Origin of the sequence: Rhodococcoides kyotonense (assembly GCF_900188125.1) — a bacterium.
GTDB classification, from domain to species: domain Bacteria; phylum Actinomycetota; class Actinomycetes; order Mycobacteriales; family Mycobacteriaceae; genus Rhodococcoides; species Rhodococcoides kyotonense.
This window is the reverse complement of the sequence record NZ_FZOW01000008.1, coordinates 72,173-91,500: the sequence shown is the minus strand read 5'-3', so window position 1 is coordinate 91,500 and position 19,328 is coordinate 72,173. Positions and strand designations below refer to the sequence as shown.

At 64.6% G+C, this 19,328-nt stretch carries 18 protein-coding genes; 14 read left to right on the top strand and 4 right to left on the bottom strand.

All coding sequences use genetic code 11. The features are described 5' to 3' along the window. Positions 1–25: 25 nt before the first annotated feature. The 3 genes from CHB96_RS14835 to CHB96_RS14825 all read right to left on the bottom strand — a co-directional run bounded on the left by CHB96_RS14835 (position 26) and on the right by CHB96_RS14825 (position 4,846). Complete coding sequence (locus CHB96_RS14835; protein WP_089247828.1) at positions 26–1,849, bottom strand: putative bifunctional diguanylate cyclase/phosphodiesterase; 1,824 nt, start codon at positions 1,847–1,849, stop codon at positions 26–28. A gap of 97 nt (positions 1,850–1,946) precedes the next feature. Beyond that, a complete protein-coding gene (locus CHB96_RS14830; RefSeq protein ID WP_089247508.1) occupies positions 1,947–4,097 on the bottom strand; it encodes an Rv1355c family protein in 2,151 nt (716 codons plus the stop codon). Then, a complete protein-coding gene (locus CHB96_RS14825) occupies positions 4,094–4,846 on the bottom strand; it encodes a hypothetical protein (RefSeq protein ID WP_141136491.1) in 753 nt (250 codons plus the stop codon). Before CHB96_RS14825 ends, CHB96_RS14830 begins: the two co-directional genes overlap by 4 nt. A gap of 215 nt (positions 4,847–5,061) precedes the next feature. Between CHB96_RS14825 and dcd the strand changes: the two genes are divergently transcribed. The 14 genes from dcd to CHB96_RS14755 all read left to right on the top strand — a co-directional run bounded on the left by dcd (position 5,062) and on the right by CHB96_RS14755 (position 18,343). After that, positions 5,062–5,640 (top strand): dCTP deaminase, encoded by a 579-nt coding sequence (gene dcd / locus CHB96_RS14820; RefSeq protein ID WP_089247504.1) that lies wholly within the window; start codon positions 5,062–5,064, stop codon positions 5,638–5,640. 109 nt (positions 5,641–5,749) lie between these two features. Beyond that, positions 5,750–7,078: an Hsp70 family protein gene (locus tag CHB96_RS14815; protein WP_089247502.1), complete on the top strand. Its 1,329-nt coding sequence runs from the start codon at positions 5,750–5,752 to the stop codon at positions 7,076–7,078. Positions 7,079–7,140: 62 nt separating this feature from the next. After that, positions 7,141–8,589 (top strand): CYTH and CHAD domain-containing protein, encoded by a 1,449-nt coding sequence (locus CHB96_RS14810; RefSeq protein ID WP_089247498.1) that lies wholly within the window; start codon positions 7,141–7,143, stop codon positions 8,587–8,589. A gap of 118 nt (positions 8,590–8,707) precedes the next feature. Then, positions 8,708–9,532: a hypothetical protein gene (locus tag CHB96_RS14805; protein WP_245865716.1), complete on the top strand. Its 825-nt coding sequence runs from the start codon at positions 8,708–8,710 to the stop codon at positions 9,530–9,532. Positions 9,533–9,746: 214 nt separating this feature from the next. Beyond that, positions 9,747–9,989 (top strand): ANTAR domain-containing protein, encoded by a 243-nt coding sequence (locus CHB96_RS14800; protein WP_089247494.1) that lies wholly within the window; start codon positions 9,747–9,749, stop codon positions 9,987–9,989. A gap of 102 nt (positions 9,990–10,091) precedes the next feature. Continuing rightward, positions 10,092–10,892, top strand: coding sequence for a class I SAM-dependent methyltransferase (locus CHB96_RS14795; RefSeq protein ID WP_245865713.1), 801 nt, complete (start codon positions 10,092–10,094; stop codon positions 10,890–10,892). Between the two features lie 115 nt (positions 10,893–11,007). Beyond that, positions 11,008–11,946 carry an Hsp70 family protein gene (locus CHB96_RS14790; protein WP_141136490.1) on the top strand — a complete coding sequence of 313 codons (939 nt, stop codon included), beginning with the start codon at positions 11,008–11,010 and terminating at the stop codon, positions 11,944–11,946. A 104-nt stretch (positions 11,947–12,050) separates the two neighbouring features. Continuing rightward, complete coding sequence (locus CHB96_RS14785) at positions 12,051–13,091, top strand: fused (3R)-hydroxyacyl-ACP dehydratase subunits HadA/HadB (protein WP_089247490.1); 1,041 nt, start codon at positions 12,051–12,053, stop codon at positions 13,089–13,091. 580 nt (positions 13,092–13,671) lie between these two features. Then, on the top strand, positions 13,672–14,217 hold the full coding sequence (locus CHB96_RS14780) for an alternate-type signal peptide domain-containing protein (RefSeq protein WP_089247488.1): 546 nt from the start codon (positions 13,672–13,674) through the stop codon (positions 14,215–14,217). Positions 14,218–14,243: 26 nt separating this feature from the next. Further along, positions 14,244–14,825, top strand: coding sequence for a hypothetical protein (locus CHB96_RS14775; RefSeq protein WP_089247486.1), 582 nt, complete (start codon positions 14,244–14,246; stop codon positions 14,823–14,825). Beyond that, a complete protein-coding gene (locus CHB96_RS14770) occupies positions 14,822–15,385 on the top strand; it encodes a signal peptidase I (protein WP_089247484.1) in 564 nt (187 codons plus the stop codon). Before CHB96_RS14775 ends, CHB96_RS14770 begins: the two co-directional genes overlap by 4 nt. Continuing rightward, positions 15,382–15,942 carry a SipW-dependent-type signal peptide-containing protein gene (locus tag CHB96_RS14765; RefSeq protein ID WP_089247482.1) on the top strand — a complete coding sequence of 187 codons (561 nt, stop codon included), beginning with the start codon at positions 15,382–15,384 and terminating at the stop codon, positions 15,940–15,942. Before CHB96_RS14770 ends, CHB96_RS14765 begins: the two co-directional genes overlap by 4 nt. Beyond that, a complete protein-coding gene (locus CHB96_RS14760; protein ID WP_176444301.1) occupies positions 15,935–17,434 on the top strand; it encodes a signal peptidase I in 1,500 nt (499 codons plus the stop codon). The genes CHB96_RS14765 and CHB96_RS14760 overlap by 8 nt, the downstream gene beginning before the upstream one ends. A gap of 150 nt (positions 17,435–17,584) precedes the next feature. Beyond that, positions 17,585–18,343 (top strand): TspO/MBR family protein, encoded by a 759-nt coding sequence (locus tag CHB96_RS14755; RefSeq protein WP_089247478.1) that lies wholly within the window; start codon positions 17,585–17,587, stop codon positions 18,341–18,343. On the opposite strand, the gene CHB96_RS14750 is transcribed toward CHB96_RS14755, so the two are convergent. Further along, on the bottom strand, positions 18,303–19,328 hold the full coding sequence (locus tag CHB96_RS14750) for an alpha-amylase family protein (protein ID WP_089247476.1): 1,026 nt from the start codon (positions 19,326–19,328) through the stop codon (positions 18,303–18,305). The two genes, CHB96_RS14755 and CHB96_RS14750, sit on opposite strands and share 41 nt — an antisense overlap.

Below are 19,328 nucleotides of genomic sequence, written 5' to 3'. Positions count from 1 at the left end.
ACGACATCGAGACTTCGGCGTCGGTTCAGCTTCCTCTCCTGTCGCGAGAACCCCCGATTCCCGACGTCGACTCTACCGCTGTGGCCAGCATGTTTCGCATGTCGTCCTCGGGGACGGGTCTCGAGAACAGGAAACCCTGTGCGCGGGTGCACCCGACGGACAACAGCTCGGCCTGCGCGGCTACGGTTTCGACGCCTTCGGCGATGAGGTCGAGGCCGAATGCCTTGGCAAGCGAAGCGATCGACCGGACGATCGCCTGATCGCTCGCGTCGGAATCGAGATGTTCGACGAATTCACGGTCGATCTTCAGAGCGTCGACGGGAAGGATCTTGAGGTGCGCCAGCGAGCTGAAGCCGGTTCCGAAGTCGTCGATCGCGATGCTGACACCGAGTTCGCGGAGCATCGTCAGGACTTTCGCCGTCTGGCCGGTGTCCTGGACTACGGCGTTCTCGGTGATCTCCAGGCACAGGTGCGTCGGCGGCACACCACCGGTGAGCAGGGCGCGGGAGACGATGTCGACGAATTCGGTCGCCAGCAGCTGTGCGGGAGAGACGTTGACGCGCAGCACGATATCGAGCGTCGGCAGATCGCGCGACCATTCGCTGTAGGTACGCAGCGCATCCTGCAGAACCCAGCGGCCGAGTTCCGTTGCGAGATCGGAGGACTCCGCGATATCGATGAAATCCGCCGGGGGAAGCAGACCGCGCGTGGGGTGTTGCCATCGAACGAGCGCCTCCACGGCGGTGATTCGCCCGGTCTCGAGGTCGACTTCCGGTTGGTAATGAAGGACCAGGTCGCCGCCTTGGATTGCCGCATGCAGGTGCAGCTCGACGTCGTTGCGCAGTGCGTTCCGTGCGCGGATCGTCGAATCGAACAGCGCGACGCTGTTTCCGCCCGTCCGTTTGGCGACCAGTGCAGCCTGATCGGCGTTCGCGATCACCTCGTGGACGCTGTCGACGCCCGGATATGCCGTCGTCACACCGATACTGGCGGTTCGGTTGATCGCGTCGCCGGCGATGATGACCTTGGTGGAGCCGACGGCATCGAGCACGCGGCACGCGACGTCGTACGGCGACATGGTCTTTCCATCGATGGCCGACGGCTGAAGCACGACGACGAATTCGTCGCCGCCCCACCGAGCAATGGTCGCGTCGGTGTCGAGGACACCGCGCAACGTGTCGGCGAGTGCACAGAGATACGCGTCGCCCGCGGTGTGTCCGTAGAAGTCGTTGAGCGCCTTGAGCCGATCGAGGTCGAGGAACAGCACTGCCACGGGGCCGCCGGTGGATCCGGCGTCGAGTCGGCGTTCGAGATCCTCGGTGACTCCTCGACGATTGGACAACCCGGTCAGGGCGTCGTGCTCGGCGGCCATGCGGAGTGATTCCTCGGCCTGAATTCGTGCATGTACTTGCGTGAACATCGACGCGATCGCGACGAGTGCGTTGGTCTCCTGCTCGGACCAATCGCGGTCGCCGCTCTTGATCAGACCGACCCATCCGATCGACCTGCCCTGCACGAGTGGAACGACGGCCATGGACGTGACCGAGTACCCGGACGCGGCCTTTACTCGTCGTCGATATTCCTCTTGTTCGGGGCGCGGCCGAAACACCCTGGGATGCAAGAGGTGCTCGCATGTTGCGAAGACAGGGTCGGCGTCGGCGAAGAAGACGACGCCGAGCGGGTCCGGGTCGGGCGCGTCCGGCCGTGCGGGCCACTCGGCAACCATGACGGTTGCGCGATTGGCGTAATCGGTGTGGCGCAGATATCCGGCGTCGACGCCGAAGTATTCGACGAGCGTACGCAGAACCCGCGTGTACGCCGTCATCACCGACGCTGCATCGACGCCCATGAGCTCCGATGCAACGTCGGTGACAAGGGCATCGAGACTACGGATGTTTTTCACGGTTCCCCCCGAGGGTCTCGATGCTCTTGCCGTGCGGTGAAGCTCAGTTCAGCGTTATGGCGCCCGACTCTACCTGCTGTGACGAGACATCTGTCCGACTTCGTCGGCGGCTCTTGACTGCCTCGGCATCGGTGTGTGACAGACGGAGAACCAATGTAATGCTCTCTCCCGGTTCGACACCCGCAACCGCATCGAATCGCTGTTTGAGTTCGGTCAGCGCGCGTGCGTAGTGCGATGACAGCTCGTCGAACTCCGCGGGCTTGTGTGCGTAGATGAACACCGGCGACGCGGGATGGACTGCGAGACCGTGCTCCTCGGCGGTGATCCACACGTTCTGAGTGCCCGATCCGCCGCGCACGAAGTCGGCAGGCGAGTCACCCGAGACGATGGTGACGGCCAACCCCGAGCTCGACATGATGCGGTCGTAGCTGTCCTCGCCCAGCGCGACGCCCGCATCCCAATCACGAAGCAGCGCCATGACATCCGAGCGACGCGACACGTCGAGCTTGACGAGATCGGTCGGATCCAGTGCGAGCGCGTGCACGTCGATTCCGGTGTTCGGGTCGGCCTGCCCCGGCCACCTCAACTCCGAAATCATCTCGGAGTGCAACGAGTTCGTCAGGTACCGAATACGGTCCGATTCGGCGATGATCTCGGCGACCTGTTCGATCGCGGCACGGTCGGTGATCAGCGACAACCGAGTGCCCTCGGACTCCGCAGCAGCCGACAGCGCCGAAGCTGTGGTGTCGTCGACTGTGCTCGGCGACCCGAGATTGCGGTTGGTGACGCGTGCCAGAACCCGCGGATACCTGCTCGCGAGTGCGGGATCGGCACCGTCACCGAGCATGAGCGTGACCTCGGCTGTCTCGCCGACGGTGTCGACCTTGGTCTCGCCGAGCACACCGCGGTCGGCTGCGGCGACCCGAGCATTGAACAGTGCGGCACCGAGCGCCACGTGACTTCCGCGGTACGCGACGTCGAGGCCCGACGTGCGCTCGCGGTCGACGGACAGTCCGACCGAGACGTCGTCGACGGTGATGTGCCACGGCTGCACGTTGCCGCCCGACGGTGCCCTGGTGGCCGCGTCGGCGATGGCCCGTAGCGCGTCGACCTCGGCGGGTGTGTCGTCTTCCGACGTAGCGATCGGGACGACGCCACCGATGTGTATCTCGCCGGTCGGTGGGACCAGGCCGTCGAGATGCTCGTCGATATGGATGCGCACGCGGCCCGACTCGAGTTTCTGTCCGAGGCCGAAGCGTCGCACGGCACCGGCGACCGACGCGCCGCCGAGCGTCACTTCGCTGCCGAGTTGCGGCCAGGTGGTCGTCGTGCGGTCGACCTCGATCATCGATGCGGCCATGCGGGCGGACAGGTCGTCGGCGCCGAGGAGAGCGAGCACGTACGGAACCTTGTCGTGCGTCGACAGGCCGCGCAGAGTGCTTGACTGAATGTCTCCCAGCAGGCCGTGGAACAGCGCACGATTCGGTTCGAGATCGAACCGTTCGACGTCGAGAAGGCCACGATCGCTGGTCTCCATGATGACGGGGACACCATGTGCACGAGCGTGTTCCCGGACGAGGAGCTTGACGTCGAGGGAGTCGCATTCCTCGATGACGAGGTCGAGACCGTCGACGAAGCTGTCGGCGGATTCGGCCGTGACACCGCGTTCGTCGATCTCGATCGGGAGATACGGATCGAGTTCCGCGATGCGGCGTGCGGCGACGATGGGTTTCGTGACGCCCAGGTCCAACAGCGTCGCGGGGATGCGGTTGAGGTTGGACAGTTCGATCTCGTCGAAGTCCGCGAGTCGTAGTGTGCCGCACACCCCGTCGAGTGCCAGTGCGTACGCGATGGCATGCCCGACACTGAGCCCGACGATGCCGATCTTCAGCGTCGACAGTCGATCCTGTTCCTCGGCAGTGATCTTGTTGCGGTTTCGGTCGAGTCGCAGCCGTCGGAAGCCGACGGGACCCAGAGTCGCGACGACGGTTCGACGCCACGGGTAGTGCACCCATCGCATCGGCTCGTCGAGAATGTCCTGGGGCGGCGGTGGAGTCAGGCGCGCGAGCCCGTCACGCTGTTCGGCGAGCCTGTCGAGAAACTCGATGGTCGGATCGTGTCGTAGTCGTGCCAGCTCGGCACGGTCGTCGGCGTCGTTCTCGTCGAGGACGATCGCGGTGAAGTGTGCGGTCATGATGCAGCAGCCTCCGTGGAGATGGTGCGGCCCAGCAGAGCGTCGACCGCATAGGAAATGTGGGACAGAATCTCGGCACCGGCCGTCAGGTGAATCGTGCGTTGATCCCACCAGAGGACACGAGTCTTGTATCGGTCGTCGGGATAGGGCACGGCGTCGATGTGGGCCGCCATCACGGCTCCCGAGTCGAGATAGGGGCCCACAGCGTGATCAGCGCTCGTCGCCAGAGTGAATCGGCATCCGAGAACGGCCGCCGCCAACGACGCACCGATCGCACCGAGGTATCCCGACGATCCACGGCGAGGTCCTCCGACCGACGACCACACCGTCTTCATCTCGACGACGCCGTGCGGAAGACGATCGGCCACCATCGCGCGCAATGCCGCGCGGCCGGTCGGTGCCGAATCCCATTCCAGATCCGCATGCGTCTGGTGTGGATACGAATAGGGTCCCTGGACACGCAGACCTCCACACAGTTCCCCCGTGCTGTCCAGTTTTGCGAAGAACAGCGAAGTCGACGACCCGTCCGCTATCCGTTCGTACTCCAGTGCTTTCTCGACGCCGAAATGCGAATAGCTCTCTCGGGCGCCTTCGACGAAGTCTCGCCACAGATCCGGACGTCTACTCGGAGTCGTGGCCAGGACCGTGCACTGCAATTGCGGATCGAAATAGCTCGATTCGGAAGGAACGAGAACGGGATTGCGCATTCGTTCTCTTACTCCCCGATCGAGCACGAAGGTCGAATTCATCGTCATCCTTCTGTGATAGCCCTGTTATGAGGCTCGAATTGGTGGACATTGCTCATTATCGGGGCAAATCGACCGGACGTGAGCAATGCAAAGATTCTGCGGAACTCGATCTTCGTTTCGGACTCCGGTGAATGTGATCGGTACCCACCGGTAACCAGTCGGCCGCAGGTGGGACGGCCTGCTGCAACGCGAGGGCGGCACGTTAGCCTTCCACTGTGCTGCTTTCCGACCGCGATATCCGTGCCGAAGTGTCCACCGGCAACCTCGGCATCGAGCCGTTCGACGCATCGATGGTTCAACCGTCGAGCGTGGATGTGCGTCTCGACAAGTTGTTCCGGGTGTTCAACAACACTCGATATACCCACATCGACCCGTCGAAACGGCAGGACGAGCTGACGAGTCTCGTCGAGCCTGCGGAAGGCGAGCCGTTCGTGTTGCATCCGGGGGAGTTCGTTCTCGGGTCGACGCTCGAGCTGACGACACTGCCCGACTATCTGGCGGGCCGGTTGGAGGGCAAGAGCTCCCTCGGTCGCCTCGGCCTGTTGACGCACTCGACGGCCGGATTCATCGATCCCGGGTTCAGCGGTCACATCACGTTGGAGTTGTCCAACGTCGCGAACCTCCCGATCACGTTGTGGCCGGGAATGAAGATCGGGCAGCTGTGCCTGTTCCGGTTGTCCAGTCCTGCCGAGCACCCGTACGGCAGCGCGTCGGTCGGCTCGAAGTATCAGGGCCAACGTGGCCCGACGCCGTCGAAGGCGTACCTGAACTTCGTGCAGTCTCCGGTCGACTGAATCACCCCCCGTTCCGGTTACGGCCGTCGAAACCTGCTTTTCGCTGGTTTTTCCGGTAGCCTCGCTCACTACCGTGTGGGTCGGGGCTTACTCGGAGTGAGGTTGTTCGATGACCGCCGTATTCGGCGCATCCCTCGGCGTGAGCGGCATTCACGGGTTGTCGGTGGATCTGGCGGATACTTCGTCGACGAGCACCGAATCGTTCGTTGCAATGCCGCCCGCGTCGCAGAATCACTGGCATGCCGTCACGTCCGCAGTGCGGGACATGGCAGGCACGTCGACGACCCCTGTTCTCGCGCTCCGCGACAAGCAGCCCACCGAGGCGTACGGCGTCGAATACGTGGACGGGCTCGCACTCGTCTCCGATCTCGGCGCCCAGATCGGCGCACTGCAGGAATCCAGCCTGCTGTCCGGAGAGAAGACGGTCGCACTGTTCGACGCAGGGGCGGGCGGAGTCACCGTGTCCATCGTCGACGTCGGCTCCGGGGTCGTGCAGGCCTCTCGCCGCAGCACGGTGTTCTCCGGTGACGGCTGCGACGCGGCCCTGACCCGATACCTTCTGGACCGGTACGGCCACGGCAGGCAACTCGCGCCCGACGCGCAGGAATTCTTCGTCGAGATGGTCTGCGCGGGCAAGGAGCGGCTGTCGCGATTCACCGAGGTGGAATTCGACGGCCCGTTCCCCGGCGGCCCGGTCACGGTGTATCGCACCGATCTCGACGACCTCGTCCGCAACGACGTGTACGACGCCGTCACACTCGCCGAGTCCATGATCGCAGCCGGCCCGCGCGTCGACGCTCTGTTCGCGGTCGGTGGGGCAGCCAACATGCAGATCGTCCGGCAATCGCTGTTCGACGCGGTGTCGGTGCCCGTGTTCGTGCCCGTCGAACCTCAGTTGCTCGCGGCCCGAGGGGCAGTGGGGATGGCGCGTGGGTTCGCGGCCGGGCGTGCGCCCGCACGGTCGGCGGCACCTCCCCGGCACAGCGACTCGTCGTCGAGACATACGCGCCGTTTGAAGCGCTCTCGCTATCTGGCCGGAGTGCTCGCCGTCCTGGTGGCCGGGGGAGTGGCTGCGGCGGCCGTGATCTCCTCGACGAAGGACGAGCAGGTCACCGTCGTCGATCGAAAGCAGCCCGCTCCGTCGACGCCTTCCGATCCGCCCGTCGCGATCCTGCCGGCGGCCGCCCCGCCGGAGCCCGAATCGGCAACGACGACAACCACTTCGGACGACACGACCCAGCAGTCGACCTCGCCGCCGGTGCCGACGACGACCGCGACGACCACCACGACCGAATCGACGACGACCCGAGCGCCGCGAGCGACCACGACGACCGTCCCGCCGACGACCGTGACCACCACGACGGATGCGCCACGCACGTCCCGTGAGACGACGCGGCAGAGTCCTACCTCGACGACCTCGTCGACGACCACGCGCTGATTCCCCCCCGGCCCTGTTCGGATGATCGCTTACTGTTCACCCGATTCGGGCACACTGGACTCATGGCTTCGATACAGACCGAACGCGAGGACAAGTTCGACGCGGATGTGGACTTCGTTCTCCCCTCCTTGACCGAGCTCGCCCCGAAGGGCGGTTCGATCGACGTCGCAGAAGTGCAGCTGGTCAGTAGTTACTACGACACTGCCGATCTGGATCTGCTCCGCCGCGGCATCACCATTCGGCGTCGACGCGGAGACGCGGACACCGGCTGGCACGCGAAGGTCCCGGCGGACAAGGCTCGCACGGAGATTCGTCTGCCCCTGGGTGTCGGTGAGGATTCGGTGGTGCCGGAGGAACTGGCGAGCCTGCTCGTCGGGGCGGCACTGGGCAAGCCACTGACGCCCGTCGCGACGCTGACGTCGTTGCGGCGAGTGCACGTCGTGCTCGATGGCGGCGGGGTGGTTCTGGCCGAGGTCGCCGACGATTCCGTCACCGCCGACGTCGCCGGTGCGCCGGGGCATGTGTGGCGTGAACTCGAAGTGGAGCTCGGGCCGGGTGGTTCGGAGAAGACCCTCGAGAAGGCGGCGAAGGTGTTGAAATCCGCGGGAGCCAAGCGGTCGGCGCACCCGTCGAAGTTGCACCGCGCGTTGGTGACCCAGCCCGCGGCGCCGTCGTCGAAGCCGATCGGTGTCGTCGCCGGATACCTCGACGAGCAGGCGCAGGCCATCTTCGCCGGAGATGTCTACCTGCGGCGCGGACTTGATCCCATTCACTCCACCCGCGTCGCGATCCGGCGTTACCGCAGCACCATCCGAGTGTTCGCGGACCTGTTCGACGACGACGAAGCCGAACGGTTCGACAACGAATTGTCCTGGTATGCAGGACTTCTCGGTGAGGTGCGAGATCGTCAGGTGCAGCGCGCTCGGTTCTCCGATGCGGTACACGCGTTGCCGGAAGAACTGGTCCTCGGGCCCGTCGCGTCGCGCATCGAGAACGATCTGCTGGCGGAGCAGATCCGCCACCGCGCCGTCGTGACCACCGAACTCGACGGCGACCGGTACCGCGACCTACTGGCCACGCTCACGGCGTGGTCGCAGAAGCTGCCCCTCGTCGACGGCGCCGACGACGCGTCCGAGAAGACGCTGATTAAGTTGGGACGTAAGGCAGCCAAGAAGGTCGCCAAGCGCGTCGACAAAGCCATCGAACTGGGCGACGACGACGCGCTCCACAAAGCCCGCAAGGCCGCCAAGCGAGCCAGGTACGCAGCCGAGTTGCTGCAGCCGGTCGTCGGGAAGAAGGAAGCCAAGGCCGACATCAAGAAGTTCAAGCACGTTCAGGAGGTGCTCGGCGAGCACCAGGACTCGGTCGTCGCGGCGCAGACGCTTCGCGATCTCGGCCGCGTCGCCGGTGTCACGCCTGGTGAGAACGGGTTCACGTTCGGTCTGCTCTATGCCCGCGAAATTCAGGCAGCGGAGGCGGCACGCGCCGAAGTGTCGGATTTGTCCCTCTGACTTCCGCGTGAACCGGGCACGGCGGTAGCCTGACGCACGACAAACCGACCGTCCGGCTGCGGTCGGTGTTTCGAGCGTAGGGGGGCGGGACTTCGTGCGGATTGCACTCGGCGTACACGTGAGCACCTACGAAGTGACCGCGTCGCTCGTCGACACGACCATGCCGGAGCTGGGACCTGTCGCCTCGAGAACGGTGCACGTCGCGGCCGCGCCGGGTGGGATCGCAGGCGCGGTGTCGACTGCACTCGGATTCATGCGCGTCCAGGCGGTACAGAACGATCTGACGGTCGCCGGTGCAGCCGTCGTCTGCGAGAACTCGCTGCAGCGCGAGATCGTCGCCGACGCGTTGGCGGACACCGAGCCGGAGCCGGTGCTCGTCGTCGATATCTTCGATTCGCACCTGATCGACGCCTACCCGCCCGACGTCGCAGCCGCGTTGCTCGTCGGCCAGGTCGACATCGTGGCTCCGCAGCGTGCAGCACTGCCCAAGCCTGAACGACGCGGCATCTGGCCCGTTGCGGCCGTTGCCGCACTCGTGTTGGCGGCGCTCGGCGCGGTCACGGCGTGGGCAATGACGTCGTCGCCTGCCGGGGATCGAACCGTGCCCGTCGAGGTGGTTCATCCGACGCAGGTCGTTCCGTCGACGGCCATCCCCGTCGAGGTCGCGATCCCGACGCCTGCTCCAGAGGCAACCGCCCCGCCGACGACCGAGGCGCCGCTCCCGCTTCCGCCTGCCCCGGAGACGGTCGACGTGATCGTGCCCGAGCCTGCCGTCGTCGTACCGACGCAGACGCAGCAACCTCGGCCGACCACGTCGGTGCCGACGACGACTCGGACGACGCAGCCTCCCGAGACGGGTACGACGACCGTGCCGAGCACCTCGGTGGCGTCGACGACGGCGGAGACTTCGACGACCAGTCCGGATGAGACCGAGACGTCTTGATGCGGCTTCACACGGGTGGCATGGCCGCACGTCTCCGTCACAATTCGGCGATGTGAACCACGTGTGAATTAATCCGTGGCAGGCGCATTTTCATCGAATTCCGGTGGCTGGATGTGATTCGACGCGGTTACGATCGATGTCACGACGACGTAGGCGTCACTCGAAAGTGCTTCAGCTGAAAATAGATTCGCACCCATGAATTGTAGGTAATCCGATGGACGATTCGCGTACCAACATCGACCTCGCAGTCGGAGTCCTCATTGCGTTGCGTGGCTGTTCTCCTGAGCAGGCTTTCGAGGAATTGGTTGCGCACAGCCATGAATTCAACGTGAGCCTGCTGCAGTCGTCGCGCTCGCTCGTCGCCGAGGCTCGAAAGCAATGCGGCGCCAACGATGCCGTGTGGGGTGAAGTTCTCGCCGATCGTAAACCGTCCGGCGGCATCGAGAACGTAGCCTGAAACAGCCGATTCGTCTGTGCGGCATGGCATCAGCATGCAGAGTGTAGCTACACCTCTTCAACCGATGTAGGGTAACCTAAGTCGGTGGTCGAAGGAGGGGTGGTGAAGCGTGCAGCGCTGAGTGGGGTGTCCGAAACGTCGCTGTGGACTCTGCGTAATCGAGCGATCGAGGCGAAACGCCCCGATTCGGTTCTGGAGGATCCGCTTGCCATCGAGCTGTACGACGAAATCGACTGCGACTGGGGCAAATTCGGTAAGCTGTCGCAGTCGCATCCTTTGCGAGCGCTCGCATTCGATCACGCGGTCTGGCAATACCTCGCGACCCACCGGAATGCGACGGTCGTCGCGCTGGGCGAAGGGTTGCAGACAAGTTACTGGCGGCTGGGTCGGCGAAACGTTCGCTGGCTGTCCGTCGATCTCGAACCCGTGCTTCGTCTTCGCGAACAGCTTCTGCCGCACGAGGATTCGGTCGTCGGGATTGCGGCGTCGGCGCTCGATCGCCGATGGATGGACCAGGTCGATCCGCGGAACGGCGTCGTCATCACCGCCGAAGGGCTGCTCATGTACTTCGATCGCGAGGATGCGCTGGCGCTCATCGCCGACTGTGCCCGACGCTTCCCCGGCGGTCAGTTGATCTTCGATTCCATCCCGGGGTGGTTCAGCAGGAAGACCCTGAACGGTCTGAAGATCTCCGACCGCTACACGGTGCCGCCGATGCCGTTCGGACTGTCGTACGCGCAGGCGGCCGATCTGGTGCGCACCATCGACGGGGTCGGATCCGTAGACGACATCATGCTCCCGCCTGGCCGTGGCTCGTGGAAATCGTCGATCCTGCGACAGGTTGCGTCGGTGCCGAAGGTGCGCGACTTCCGTCCCGTTCTGACCAGGTTGCGGTTCGCCTAGCTTCCCCGCGAGAACAAACTGGAAGTTCGGAAAAAGGGCCATTCAGCCTACCGATCGCCTGGTTCGGCGTTAGTATCTGCTGGTCGGATATGTGTAACCCGGAGTCGAGGTAACCATGAGAACGGTGCTGGGTGTGTCGGTGGGTACTGCGACAGCACGAGCAACCGCACTCGATGTCGCCGACGACTCCGTGGTGTCCGCCAGCGTCGCGCGCTCGTTCGAGCCGGCGGACCACGTCACCGCCGCGCTCGAACTCCTCGACTCGATGGCGCATGCTCAGCACGTCGAGGGCGAGGACATCGTGCTCGCAGTTCCGGACGACCCGGCGTCGCGCATGCGCACCTCGGCGTATTCGATGCACCGTTCCGAGCGCTGCATGGTCGTGTCCGAGCTCGGCGCCCAGCTCCGCTTCCTCCGCGGAACTGGCCAGCTCGACGGTCTTCGCACGGTTGCGATCTGCGATATCGGCGCGTCGGGGACCACGGTGTCGATCGTGGATCCGTCGTCGGGACAGGTTTTCGGGTCGGCGCGCACGCTCACGTTCAGCGGGGCGGTGTGTGACGACGCCGTCCGCGAATATCTGCTGAACACCTACGGCGCCGACGAGTTGGTGTCCACTGCGACGCTGGACAGCCTGACCACTGCCGTCCGTTATGCGCGGGAACAGCTGTCGAGTCTGCGTGTCGCCGAGGTGTCGGGTCCGTTCGTCGGAGGCCCGGTTCGGTTGTGGCGCAACTCGTTCGACGACATCATCGACAGATCCGTTCGATCGATCGAGGATTGGACGGCCAGCATCATCGTCGACGCGCCCAGCGCGGTCAACGCCCTCGCCCTCGTCGGCGGATGCGCGCACATCCCGACGCTTCGGCGAGTGTTCCGTCGGGATCTCAAATTGCCCGTTCTCGCCCCGTCGCTGCCGGAATCGCTCACCGCGCACGGGTCTGCGTTGCTCGCCGCCGACGCCGTACGCGACCGAACGCAGAAGCCGTTCGCTGCCGTCACCACCATCGCGCCGATGGAGTTCGGTGCGATGCCGAGCCACCGAACGGCGTGACGCTGTGGCTCGATACCACTGCCGACGGCCGGGTTCTATGACGTTCCACAAGCTCACTGCCCTCGTGTGGAACCCCTCGTCGAGAGACCGGTAGGTTTTTCGGAATGAGCGACAACGAGGCAGTCGATCCATCCGAGCACGTGCGCGCAATGGTGGGCCAGCACTATCGCACCGAGGACTACTACGAGGTCGGACGCGAGAAGGTCCGCGAATATGCGCGGGCGGTTCAGGACTTCAACCCGGTTCACTGGGACGCCGACGCCGCGAAAGCGATCGGCCACACAGGTCTGGTCGCGCCGCTGACGTTCATCTCCCTGGTCGGCACACTCGCGCAGCGACGGTTGCTCGAGAAGATCGCGGTCGGCTTCGACCTCAGTCAAATGCTGCAGACGGATCAGGTTCTGGAGTTCCATCAGCCGATCCTGGCGGGCGATCAGCTGTACTGCGACGTCTCGCTCGACTCCTACAAAGAAGTCATGGGCAAGGACATGATGGTCACCAAGAACATCGTGTCCAACCAGCGCAACGAACTCGTTCAGACCACGTACACGACGCTGCTCATCGGACGCGAGGGTGACGTCGACACCGGCATCATCGCCGCCGCCGAAAACCTGGTCATGCACGGCGCGACCACATCGGCCGCTCGCGCCAGCGCCTCCGGACACGAGGATCAGCAGGTCGAGCACCCGCCGCTCGACACCGTCGACCATTCTTCTTCTCCTGCGGTGAAGTTCGACGACGTCGCTGTCGGGGACACCTTGCCCGGCCGCACCGTCCGCCTCACACGCGGCGACCTGGTCAACTACGCCGGTGTCGCGGGCGACGCGAACCCCATTCACTGGAGTGAGCAGTTCGCCAAGCTCATCGACCTCGACGACGTCCTCGCCCACGGAATGCTGACGATGGGCCTCGGCGGCGGATATGTCACGTCGTGGATCGGTGACCCGGGTGCGGTCAAGGACTACACCGTGCGCTTCACTGCACCGATTCCAGTCGGCCCACACAAGGCCGCGGAAATCGAGTTCAGCGGAAAGATCAAGTCGCTCGACGCCGACAGCCGCACGGCCGTCGTGTCCCTGGGCGCGACCTTCCAGGGCAAGCGCATCTTCGGACACCGAGCCACCGCGACGGTTCAGCTCGGCTGACGTCGGATTCGGTTCGCTGCTTGTTTCATCGCTTGAATGGTCCATTCATGTTGCCAGACAACATGAATGGACCATTCAAGCGATCATTTTGCGCCACTTCCAGCCTCCGAACCTACGGAGTGCGCGGCCGCATGACGGCCGATCGGGTTTACACCAAGGATCTTGACTCCAAGTTTGCTGCCCGCCACGGCCGGTAAAGAAACTTGAAGTTCTTTTGCCAGGCAAAAGAAAACTGATATCGAAGAATTGACCGGACCCGGTTGTCCGGAAGCTTGAATTCCTCCACTTCGGAGAACCATCGTTCTTTCCGTATTCGATTGTGTTGCAACAGTTATCGACATCGTGCCCATCGGCGCGACGGGTGTCGTACCGTGGGGTCACGGCTTGGCGTACACCTGTGAAGGCTCGTTACAGGCACGGTGCAGGCGTAACGAAGTACTGCGGGGTTGCGACAAGTTGCCTGAGTTACCGAGCAGTCGAGACCCAGGCGCTCGTGTTGACCGGCCCCCGTCCACCGCGGACGGCACGGCACCCCTCATGCCCGCGACCCGGGCACCTTTCGCGATGGAGATACAAGGCTATGAACAAGGCAACCAAGGGCGCAATCGCTGCAGCAGCCGCAGGCGTACTTCTGTTGGGTGGCGCGGGTTCCTACGCCCTGTGGAGCGACAGTCAGACCGCTCCCGGTGGAACCGTCACCGCCGGTGAGCTGCGGCTTGTCCCCGTCAACACCGGTCAGTGGACCGAGGTGTCCACCACGGGAAGCGTTGCCCCCGGCCCCATCGCGGACATCTCCGCGTTCAAGATGGTCCCCGGCGACGTCCTCGAGTACGACGCGAGCTACACCGTCGCGGCGTCCGGCAACAACCTCACGGCGACCATTTCGGCCAGCCAGGACTCGATCGCGCGCACCAACATCTCCGCCACCGACACTCCGGTCACCGTGACGTCGAAGATCGGTACGACCGACATCGCGAACAACGCCGTCACCAGTGCGGACAACGGCAAGACCGTCGCAGTCAAGGTTCGTCTCGAGTTCCTCTCCACCACAACCGGACTCAACGGCCAGAACGGTTCGGTGGGTTTGACCAACTTCAAGATCGACTTGACTCAAACTCGTTCTTGATTCTGGTGAATTGAAGTTTGCCTGCCATGAGCATGAAGTGGCTGTGGTGCGCAGTCGCAGCGGCGGCGGTGGCTGCAGTGGCCTTCGGGTCCGTGCAGTCCACCGGCGCCCTGTGGCGTGCCCAGACCACCGCGCCCGGCGGAACCGTTGCCGCAGGTACCTTCTCGCTCACTGCGCGTAGCGGGGCGGATGCGAAATCGTCGAGTTATGTGTTCGCGAACCTGAAATCGTCGACGCCTCTGCTGCAGAATCAGTTCGTCCAGAAACCCTTGGTGCTGGAGAACTCCGGCACGACGCCGATGACGGTCCAGGTGTCGTCCATCGCAGTGCAGTTGCAATCCGGTGCTGCGGTGACGGTGCATCTCGACGGCACGGTCGTCGCGTCGCAGGCGGCGTGTACCGATACCGGCACTCCCACAGGAACTTCGGCGTTCTCCGTCGACGTGACCACGGGTACGCCCGCTGCCTTGTCGGGGGCAGCCACGCGGCTCGAACCGGGAGCCACGCAGATCCTCTGTGTTCGTTCGACATTGAAGACGGTCCCTGCCGTCCAGTCGACGTACACACACGTCTTCTCTTTCCTAGCGAAGCAGGCACCGAGAGCATGAACGCGCATACGGCACCCGTCGAGGACGACGAATCGACCGGCTTCGGCTGGTGGTTCTCGCGTATCGTCTCGATGGTCGTTCTGCTGTTCGTCGTCGCGGTTCTCCTTGCGGCCGTGATCGTTCCGAAGGTTGCCGGTGCGATGCCGTACACCGTGTTGACGTCGTCGATGGAACCGACGTACCCGCCTGGAACGTTGATCATCACCAAACCCATCGACGACGCGGAACTCGCCATCGGTCAGGCTGTGACGTACCAGATCGAATCGGGTAAGCCCGACGTCATCACGCACCGGATCATCGCGTCGTCGATCGAGGCGGACGGCACCACCGTCTACACCACGCAGGGCGACAACAACCCTGTTGCCGACGAGAAGCCGGTGCAGCCTGTCCAGATCAGAGGTGCTGTCTGGTACAGCATTCCGTATCTCGGATACGTGAACAATTGGCTCACCGGTGATCGGAGGACCGTCGTCGTCGGAGGCATTGCGGGGGCGCTGGTGTTGTATGCGCTGTATCAGTTCGTCGGCGCGGGTATCGATCGATCGCGTCGTCGATCATGAAGCGTCTGTGGGCCTTCGTCAGCAGCACTCGGGTTCGTGCGCTGCTGTCGTTGGGCATGGTTCTGGGGCTCGGAGCGGTCGGGACGCTGGCCGCATGGTCTCAGACTGCGACTGCGACGTCCGGTGTGTTCACGACCGGACTGTTCAACGTGAAACTGAGCGGTAGCGAGGCCAATCCCACTCCGCTGTCGCTGATCAACGGAACGAACGTCTATCCGGGAGACAGTGTTTCGGCGATCGTCACCGTGCAGAACGCCGGTAACCTCCCGCTCTATTACACGATGTTCGCGAAGGGTGCGGGCACCTTCACGTCGGGCCTGACGATGTCCGTGTACACGGGCGGCACGTCGACCGGAACGGCGTGTACGGGTGGTACCGCGATCGCCACCGCGGTCGCTCTCACCACCGCCGACGCAGCGATAGGCGTCAGGACCGGACCGCTCGCGGCCACCGGAAGCAACGCACTGTGCGTCGTCGTCACGTTGTCCTCGACGGCACCGAATACCGTTCAGGGACAGACGGGTACCGCATTGTTGAGGTTCGATGCAGATGCGTAAGAGGCTGCAGGAGACCGCTCTCACCGTCGGCGCGATCCTGGGGACGCTCTGCCTTCTGGGCGGAATCGCCGCTATCGCTTTCGGGATCACACCTCTCGTGTTCACGTCGGGGTCGATGGAACCGAGCATTCCCACCGGATCCGTCGCGATGTCGCGCACCGTTCCGGCGACCGACGTTCACGTCGGCGACGTCGTCAGTGTGCACAGCGCTGACGGCTCACGGATCACGCACCGCGTCGACGAGATCGGCACTGTCACTGGTAATTCCGTCGTACTGAATCTCAAAGGCGACGCGAATGCTGCGGTCGATTCGGAGCAGTACGTCGTCGTCGACGCCGATCGTGTGCTGTTCTCCGTGCCCTACCTCGGCTACGTCGTCGCGTGGCTGAGTACACCGTTCGCGTGGATCACGGGCGGCGTGCTGGCGTCGGTTCTGCTGTGGGTCGCGTTCGCGCCCGATGTACGACGCCTGTCTCAGCCGTCCGGTCGGCACGCGGCCGCCGCGTCCGTCGCAGCCGTGGTCGTCGTCTCTTCGATTGTCGGCGTCGGCTTCTCGCGGTCGACCGCCACGGAGGCCGCGCCGCTGGACGTGGCGACGGCACAGGCGTCGATCACACCCGTCGTACTGGGGCGGCCTGCGTCGTTCACCTGTGCCAACGCAGCCGGTTCGGCCGTGGATCTCAGCTGGCCGAACGTCACCCGTGCAACGGGGTACCGATTGGTGTTCACACCTCCCCTCGGGGCCAACCCGACGACCATCGACGTCACACCCTCGGCAACAGCAACGACGACCTACCGTCCTGCTGCCGGACTGACGAATCTGCTGAACCTCGGCGACATACGGGTCACCCTCCAGACCGTGTACAACAACTTCATTTCCAGCCAGTCCGTGACGCAGACGATCGTGGCACTGACGTCGTTGGCATACGCGTGCAAGACAGCCGGCACGGTCACTCCAGCTGCCGCGGCACCGCGGTCGGCCAGGATCGCGGAGGCCCCGGCCTCCACGTCGACGACCGAAGCACCAGCTCCCAGCACGGCCGCGACGTCCTCGCCTGCAGAGACCGCAACGACCACCACGACCACGGTTCCGGAGACTTCGGCGGCACCGACCACGACGACGTCGGCACCCGAGGCGCAGACTGCGGAACCCCTCGTGCCCGACACCACTACGCCGGCGGTCACCACGCCACCCCCGCCACCCGCGAGCGCGTTCATTGCAGAGGGCAGTTCGACGTCCTCCGGCGGATACACCGCGGGCGTCGACGGCGGGTCGCTCGTCATCACCGACACGATCGGCCGAGTAGTTTACGAAGGCCCCGCGTCATCGAGCGATCGCTACGGTTCGGGGGCTGTCTGGTCGTCCGACGGCAGCCTGTACGTGCTGTCCGACGCGTCCCCGGTTCAGATTTCTCCGGCCGAGGACGGTACGTTCGCGGCGGTCGTGATCTCGCCGGCGGCCTTGCCGTCGGACATATCTGCCCTGCTCTGACCACCGCTTGAATCGCACATTCATACGATCCGATGGTTTGAGCGGACCATTCAAGCCATCTGCCGGTTTGCGATCACCCCACCTCGGGAATCCGACTGCAGACGTCGGGGACGCTGGATCCGCCACGTCTCGGCAGAAGTGAGGCTGGACATGACACGGCAGGTCGGAGTCCTCGTCAGCGCGGTCGTTGCGGTGATCGGGTCCTTCATCGGTTCGGGAGCGTGGGTGGGCACGCCGATCGCGGAGGCAGCGAATGGCGCGCTCAGTGCGTCATCGACGCTGGTTGCGCCGTCGGGGCCCGCTTTTTCGATCTGGACCGTCATCTACATCGGGTTCGCCGCGTACGCGATTCATCAGTTCTTCGCCGGGCCGAGGCAGGAACCGCTACGCGTGCCGATCGCGGTGTCGATGCTGCTGAACGCGGTGTGGATTCTGACGATTCAAGCGGGCCTGCTGTGGCTGAGCGTCCTCGTGATCGCCGCATTGCTGGCAACCCTCGTTCGGATCTTCGTTCTCACGCAGGCAACGCCACCCGAGAATCGCCTCGACGCGGTGATCACCGACGGCACGATGGGCCTGTACCTCGGCTGGGTGTGCGTCGCAACGATCGCCAACGTGACCGCGTGGCTCGTCGACCTGGGCATCACCGGGGGTGCGACGGTGTGGGCCGTCGGCGCGGTGGTCGTCGCCGCGATCGTCGGTGTCTGGTTGGCCGTCTACTCGGGCGGCGCGGCCGCTCCCGCAATCGGGATCGTGTGGGGCCTGATGTGGATCGCACAGGGTCGACTTGCCGGCGAGCTGAGCAGCGCGCCGGTCGGGTGGACCGCAGCCGCCGCAGCCCTGGTCGTCGGCGTCTACACAGCTGTCGTCAGGAGCCCTGCACCACAGCGAACGATGGTTTCCGGCTGAAGTCGCTCCGCAGCAGACCGTAGTTCTGCTCGGAGTCGAACGCGTCGGTGCCCGAGTCGCGCAGCGAGTGCACGAAAACCGGTCCGACATAAGGAAGTTGCGACGCCTTGGCCAGGCTGCTGCCGATGATCGCGGCTTGCGCGTCCTCGCTGACGGACATGGGGCCGTTGCCGGTCGGCGCGCCGAGCTCGGTGATCCATATCTTCTTGCCACCGTCGCCGTTGGCCGTCATGGTGCCGTACGCCTGGTCGACCTGTGTCCACTGGCCGTTGGGATCGTTCTCGACGGTGAACGGAAAAGTGTAGGGGTGCAACGCAACTGCATCCATGAAGCCCGCAGCTCCGGCCGCGTACATCTGCTGAAGGAACGTCACCGGTGCGACGGTCCAGCCGCCGGTGTCGATGGTGGTGGCGAGTCCGGCGCTGATCACGGTGGCGCCCGGGTCACCTGCATGGATCGACGGGTACGCCGCGCGCAAAAGTCCCACGTAGCGCGACGCGTCGACGGGCGCGAAGAACGAGGGGATGTTCGGCTCGTTCCAGACTTCGTAGGTGTCGACGCGATCGCCGAGATGTGTTGCGGCAGCGCCCGCGAACGCACCGTAGGTACCTGCATCGGCCGGTACAGCACCCGGCAGGAAGCTGGGAATGCCTCCCTGCGCCCACGCGGGCGTGCCGGCGAGTACCGCCAGAACCGAATAGCCCTGCGCACGAGCCGCATTCACGACGCGATCGGTGTTGCTCCAGTCGAACACGCCCGGTGCCGTCTCGATCGCCGCCCAGTTGACGACGACGCGAACCCACGACGCTCCTACCTCGCGGCCTGCGACGAGCTCGTTGTTCAGGGTGGCGTCGTCGAGCAGCACGAACGGCGCGCCGCTGCTGAAACCCAGTCCCGACGGCGGGGCAGCCTGCGCGGCGGGCGCCGTGAGGCCCAGTGCAAGGGCCGCAGCGGCGACGACGGTAGCAACTCGGTGTTTCAGCAT

Coding starts and splice junctions, on each gene's coding strand:
- CHB96_RS14755 (WP_089247478.1), top strand. CDS start 17,585: ATGACACGGCAGGTCGGAGTCCTCGTCAGCGCGGTCGTTGCGGTGATC.
- CHB96_RS14810 (WP_089247498.1), top strand. CDS start 7,141: ATGGCTTCGATACAGACCGAACGCGAGGACAAGTTCGACGCGGATGTG.
- CHB96_RS14775 (WP_089247486.1), top strand. CDS start 14,244: ATGAGCATGAAGTGGCTGTGGTGCGCAGTCGCAGCGGCGGCGGTGGCT.
- CHB96_RS14750 (WP_089247476.1), bottom strand. CDS start 19,328: ATGCTGAAACACCGAGTTGCTACCGTCGTCGCCGCTGCGGCCCTTGCA.
- CHB96_RS14835 (WP_089247828.1), bottom strand. CDS start 1,849: ATGGGCGTCGATGCAGCGTCGGTGATGACGGCGTACACGCGGGTTCTG.
- CHB96_RS14780 (WP_089247488.1), top strand. CDS start 13,672: ATGAACAAGGCAACCAAGGGCGCAATCGCTGCAGCAGCCGCAGGCGTA.
- CHB96_RS14785 (WP_089247490.1), top strand. CDS start 12,051: ATGAGCGACAACGAGGCAGTCGATCCATCCGAGCACGTGCGCGCAATG.
- CHB96_RS14760 (WP_176444301.1), top strand. CDS start 15,935: ATGCGTAAGAGGCTGCAGGAGACCGCTCTCACCGTCGGCGCGATCCTG.
- CHB96_RS14800 (WP_089247494.1), top strand. CDS start 9,747: ATGGACGATTCGCGTACCAACATCGACCTCGCAGTCGGAGTCCTCATT.
- CHB96_RS14770 (WP_089247484.1), top strand. CDS start 14,822: ATGAACGCGCATACGGCACCCGTCGAGGACGACGAATCGACCGGCTTC.
- CHB96_RS14815 (WP_089247502.1), top strand. CDS start 5,750: ATGACCGCCGTATTCGGCGCATCCCTCGGCGTGAGCGGCATTCACGGG.
- CHB96_RS14765 (WP_089247482.1), top strand. CDS start 15,382: ATGAAGCGTCTGTGGGCCTTCGTCAGCAGCACTCGGGTTCGTGCGCTG.
- CHB96_RS14830 (WP_089247508.1), bottom strand. CDS start 4,097: ATGACCGCACACTTCACCGCGATCGTCCTCGACGAGAACGACGCCGAC.
- CHB96_RS14825 (WP_141136491.1), bottom strand. CDS start 4,846: ATGAATTCGACCTTCGTGCTCGATCGGGGAGTAAGAGAACGAATGCGC.
- CHB96_RS14790 (WP_141136490.1), top strand. CDS start 11,008: ATGAGAACGGTGCTGGGTGTGTCGGTGGGTACTGCGACAGCACGAGCA.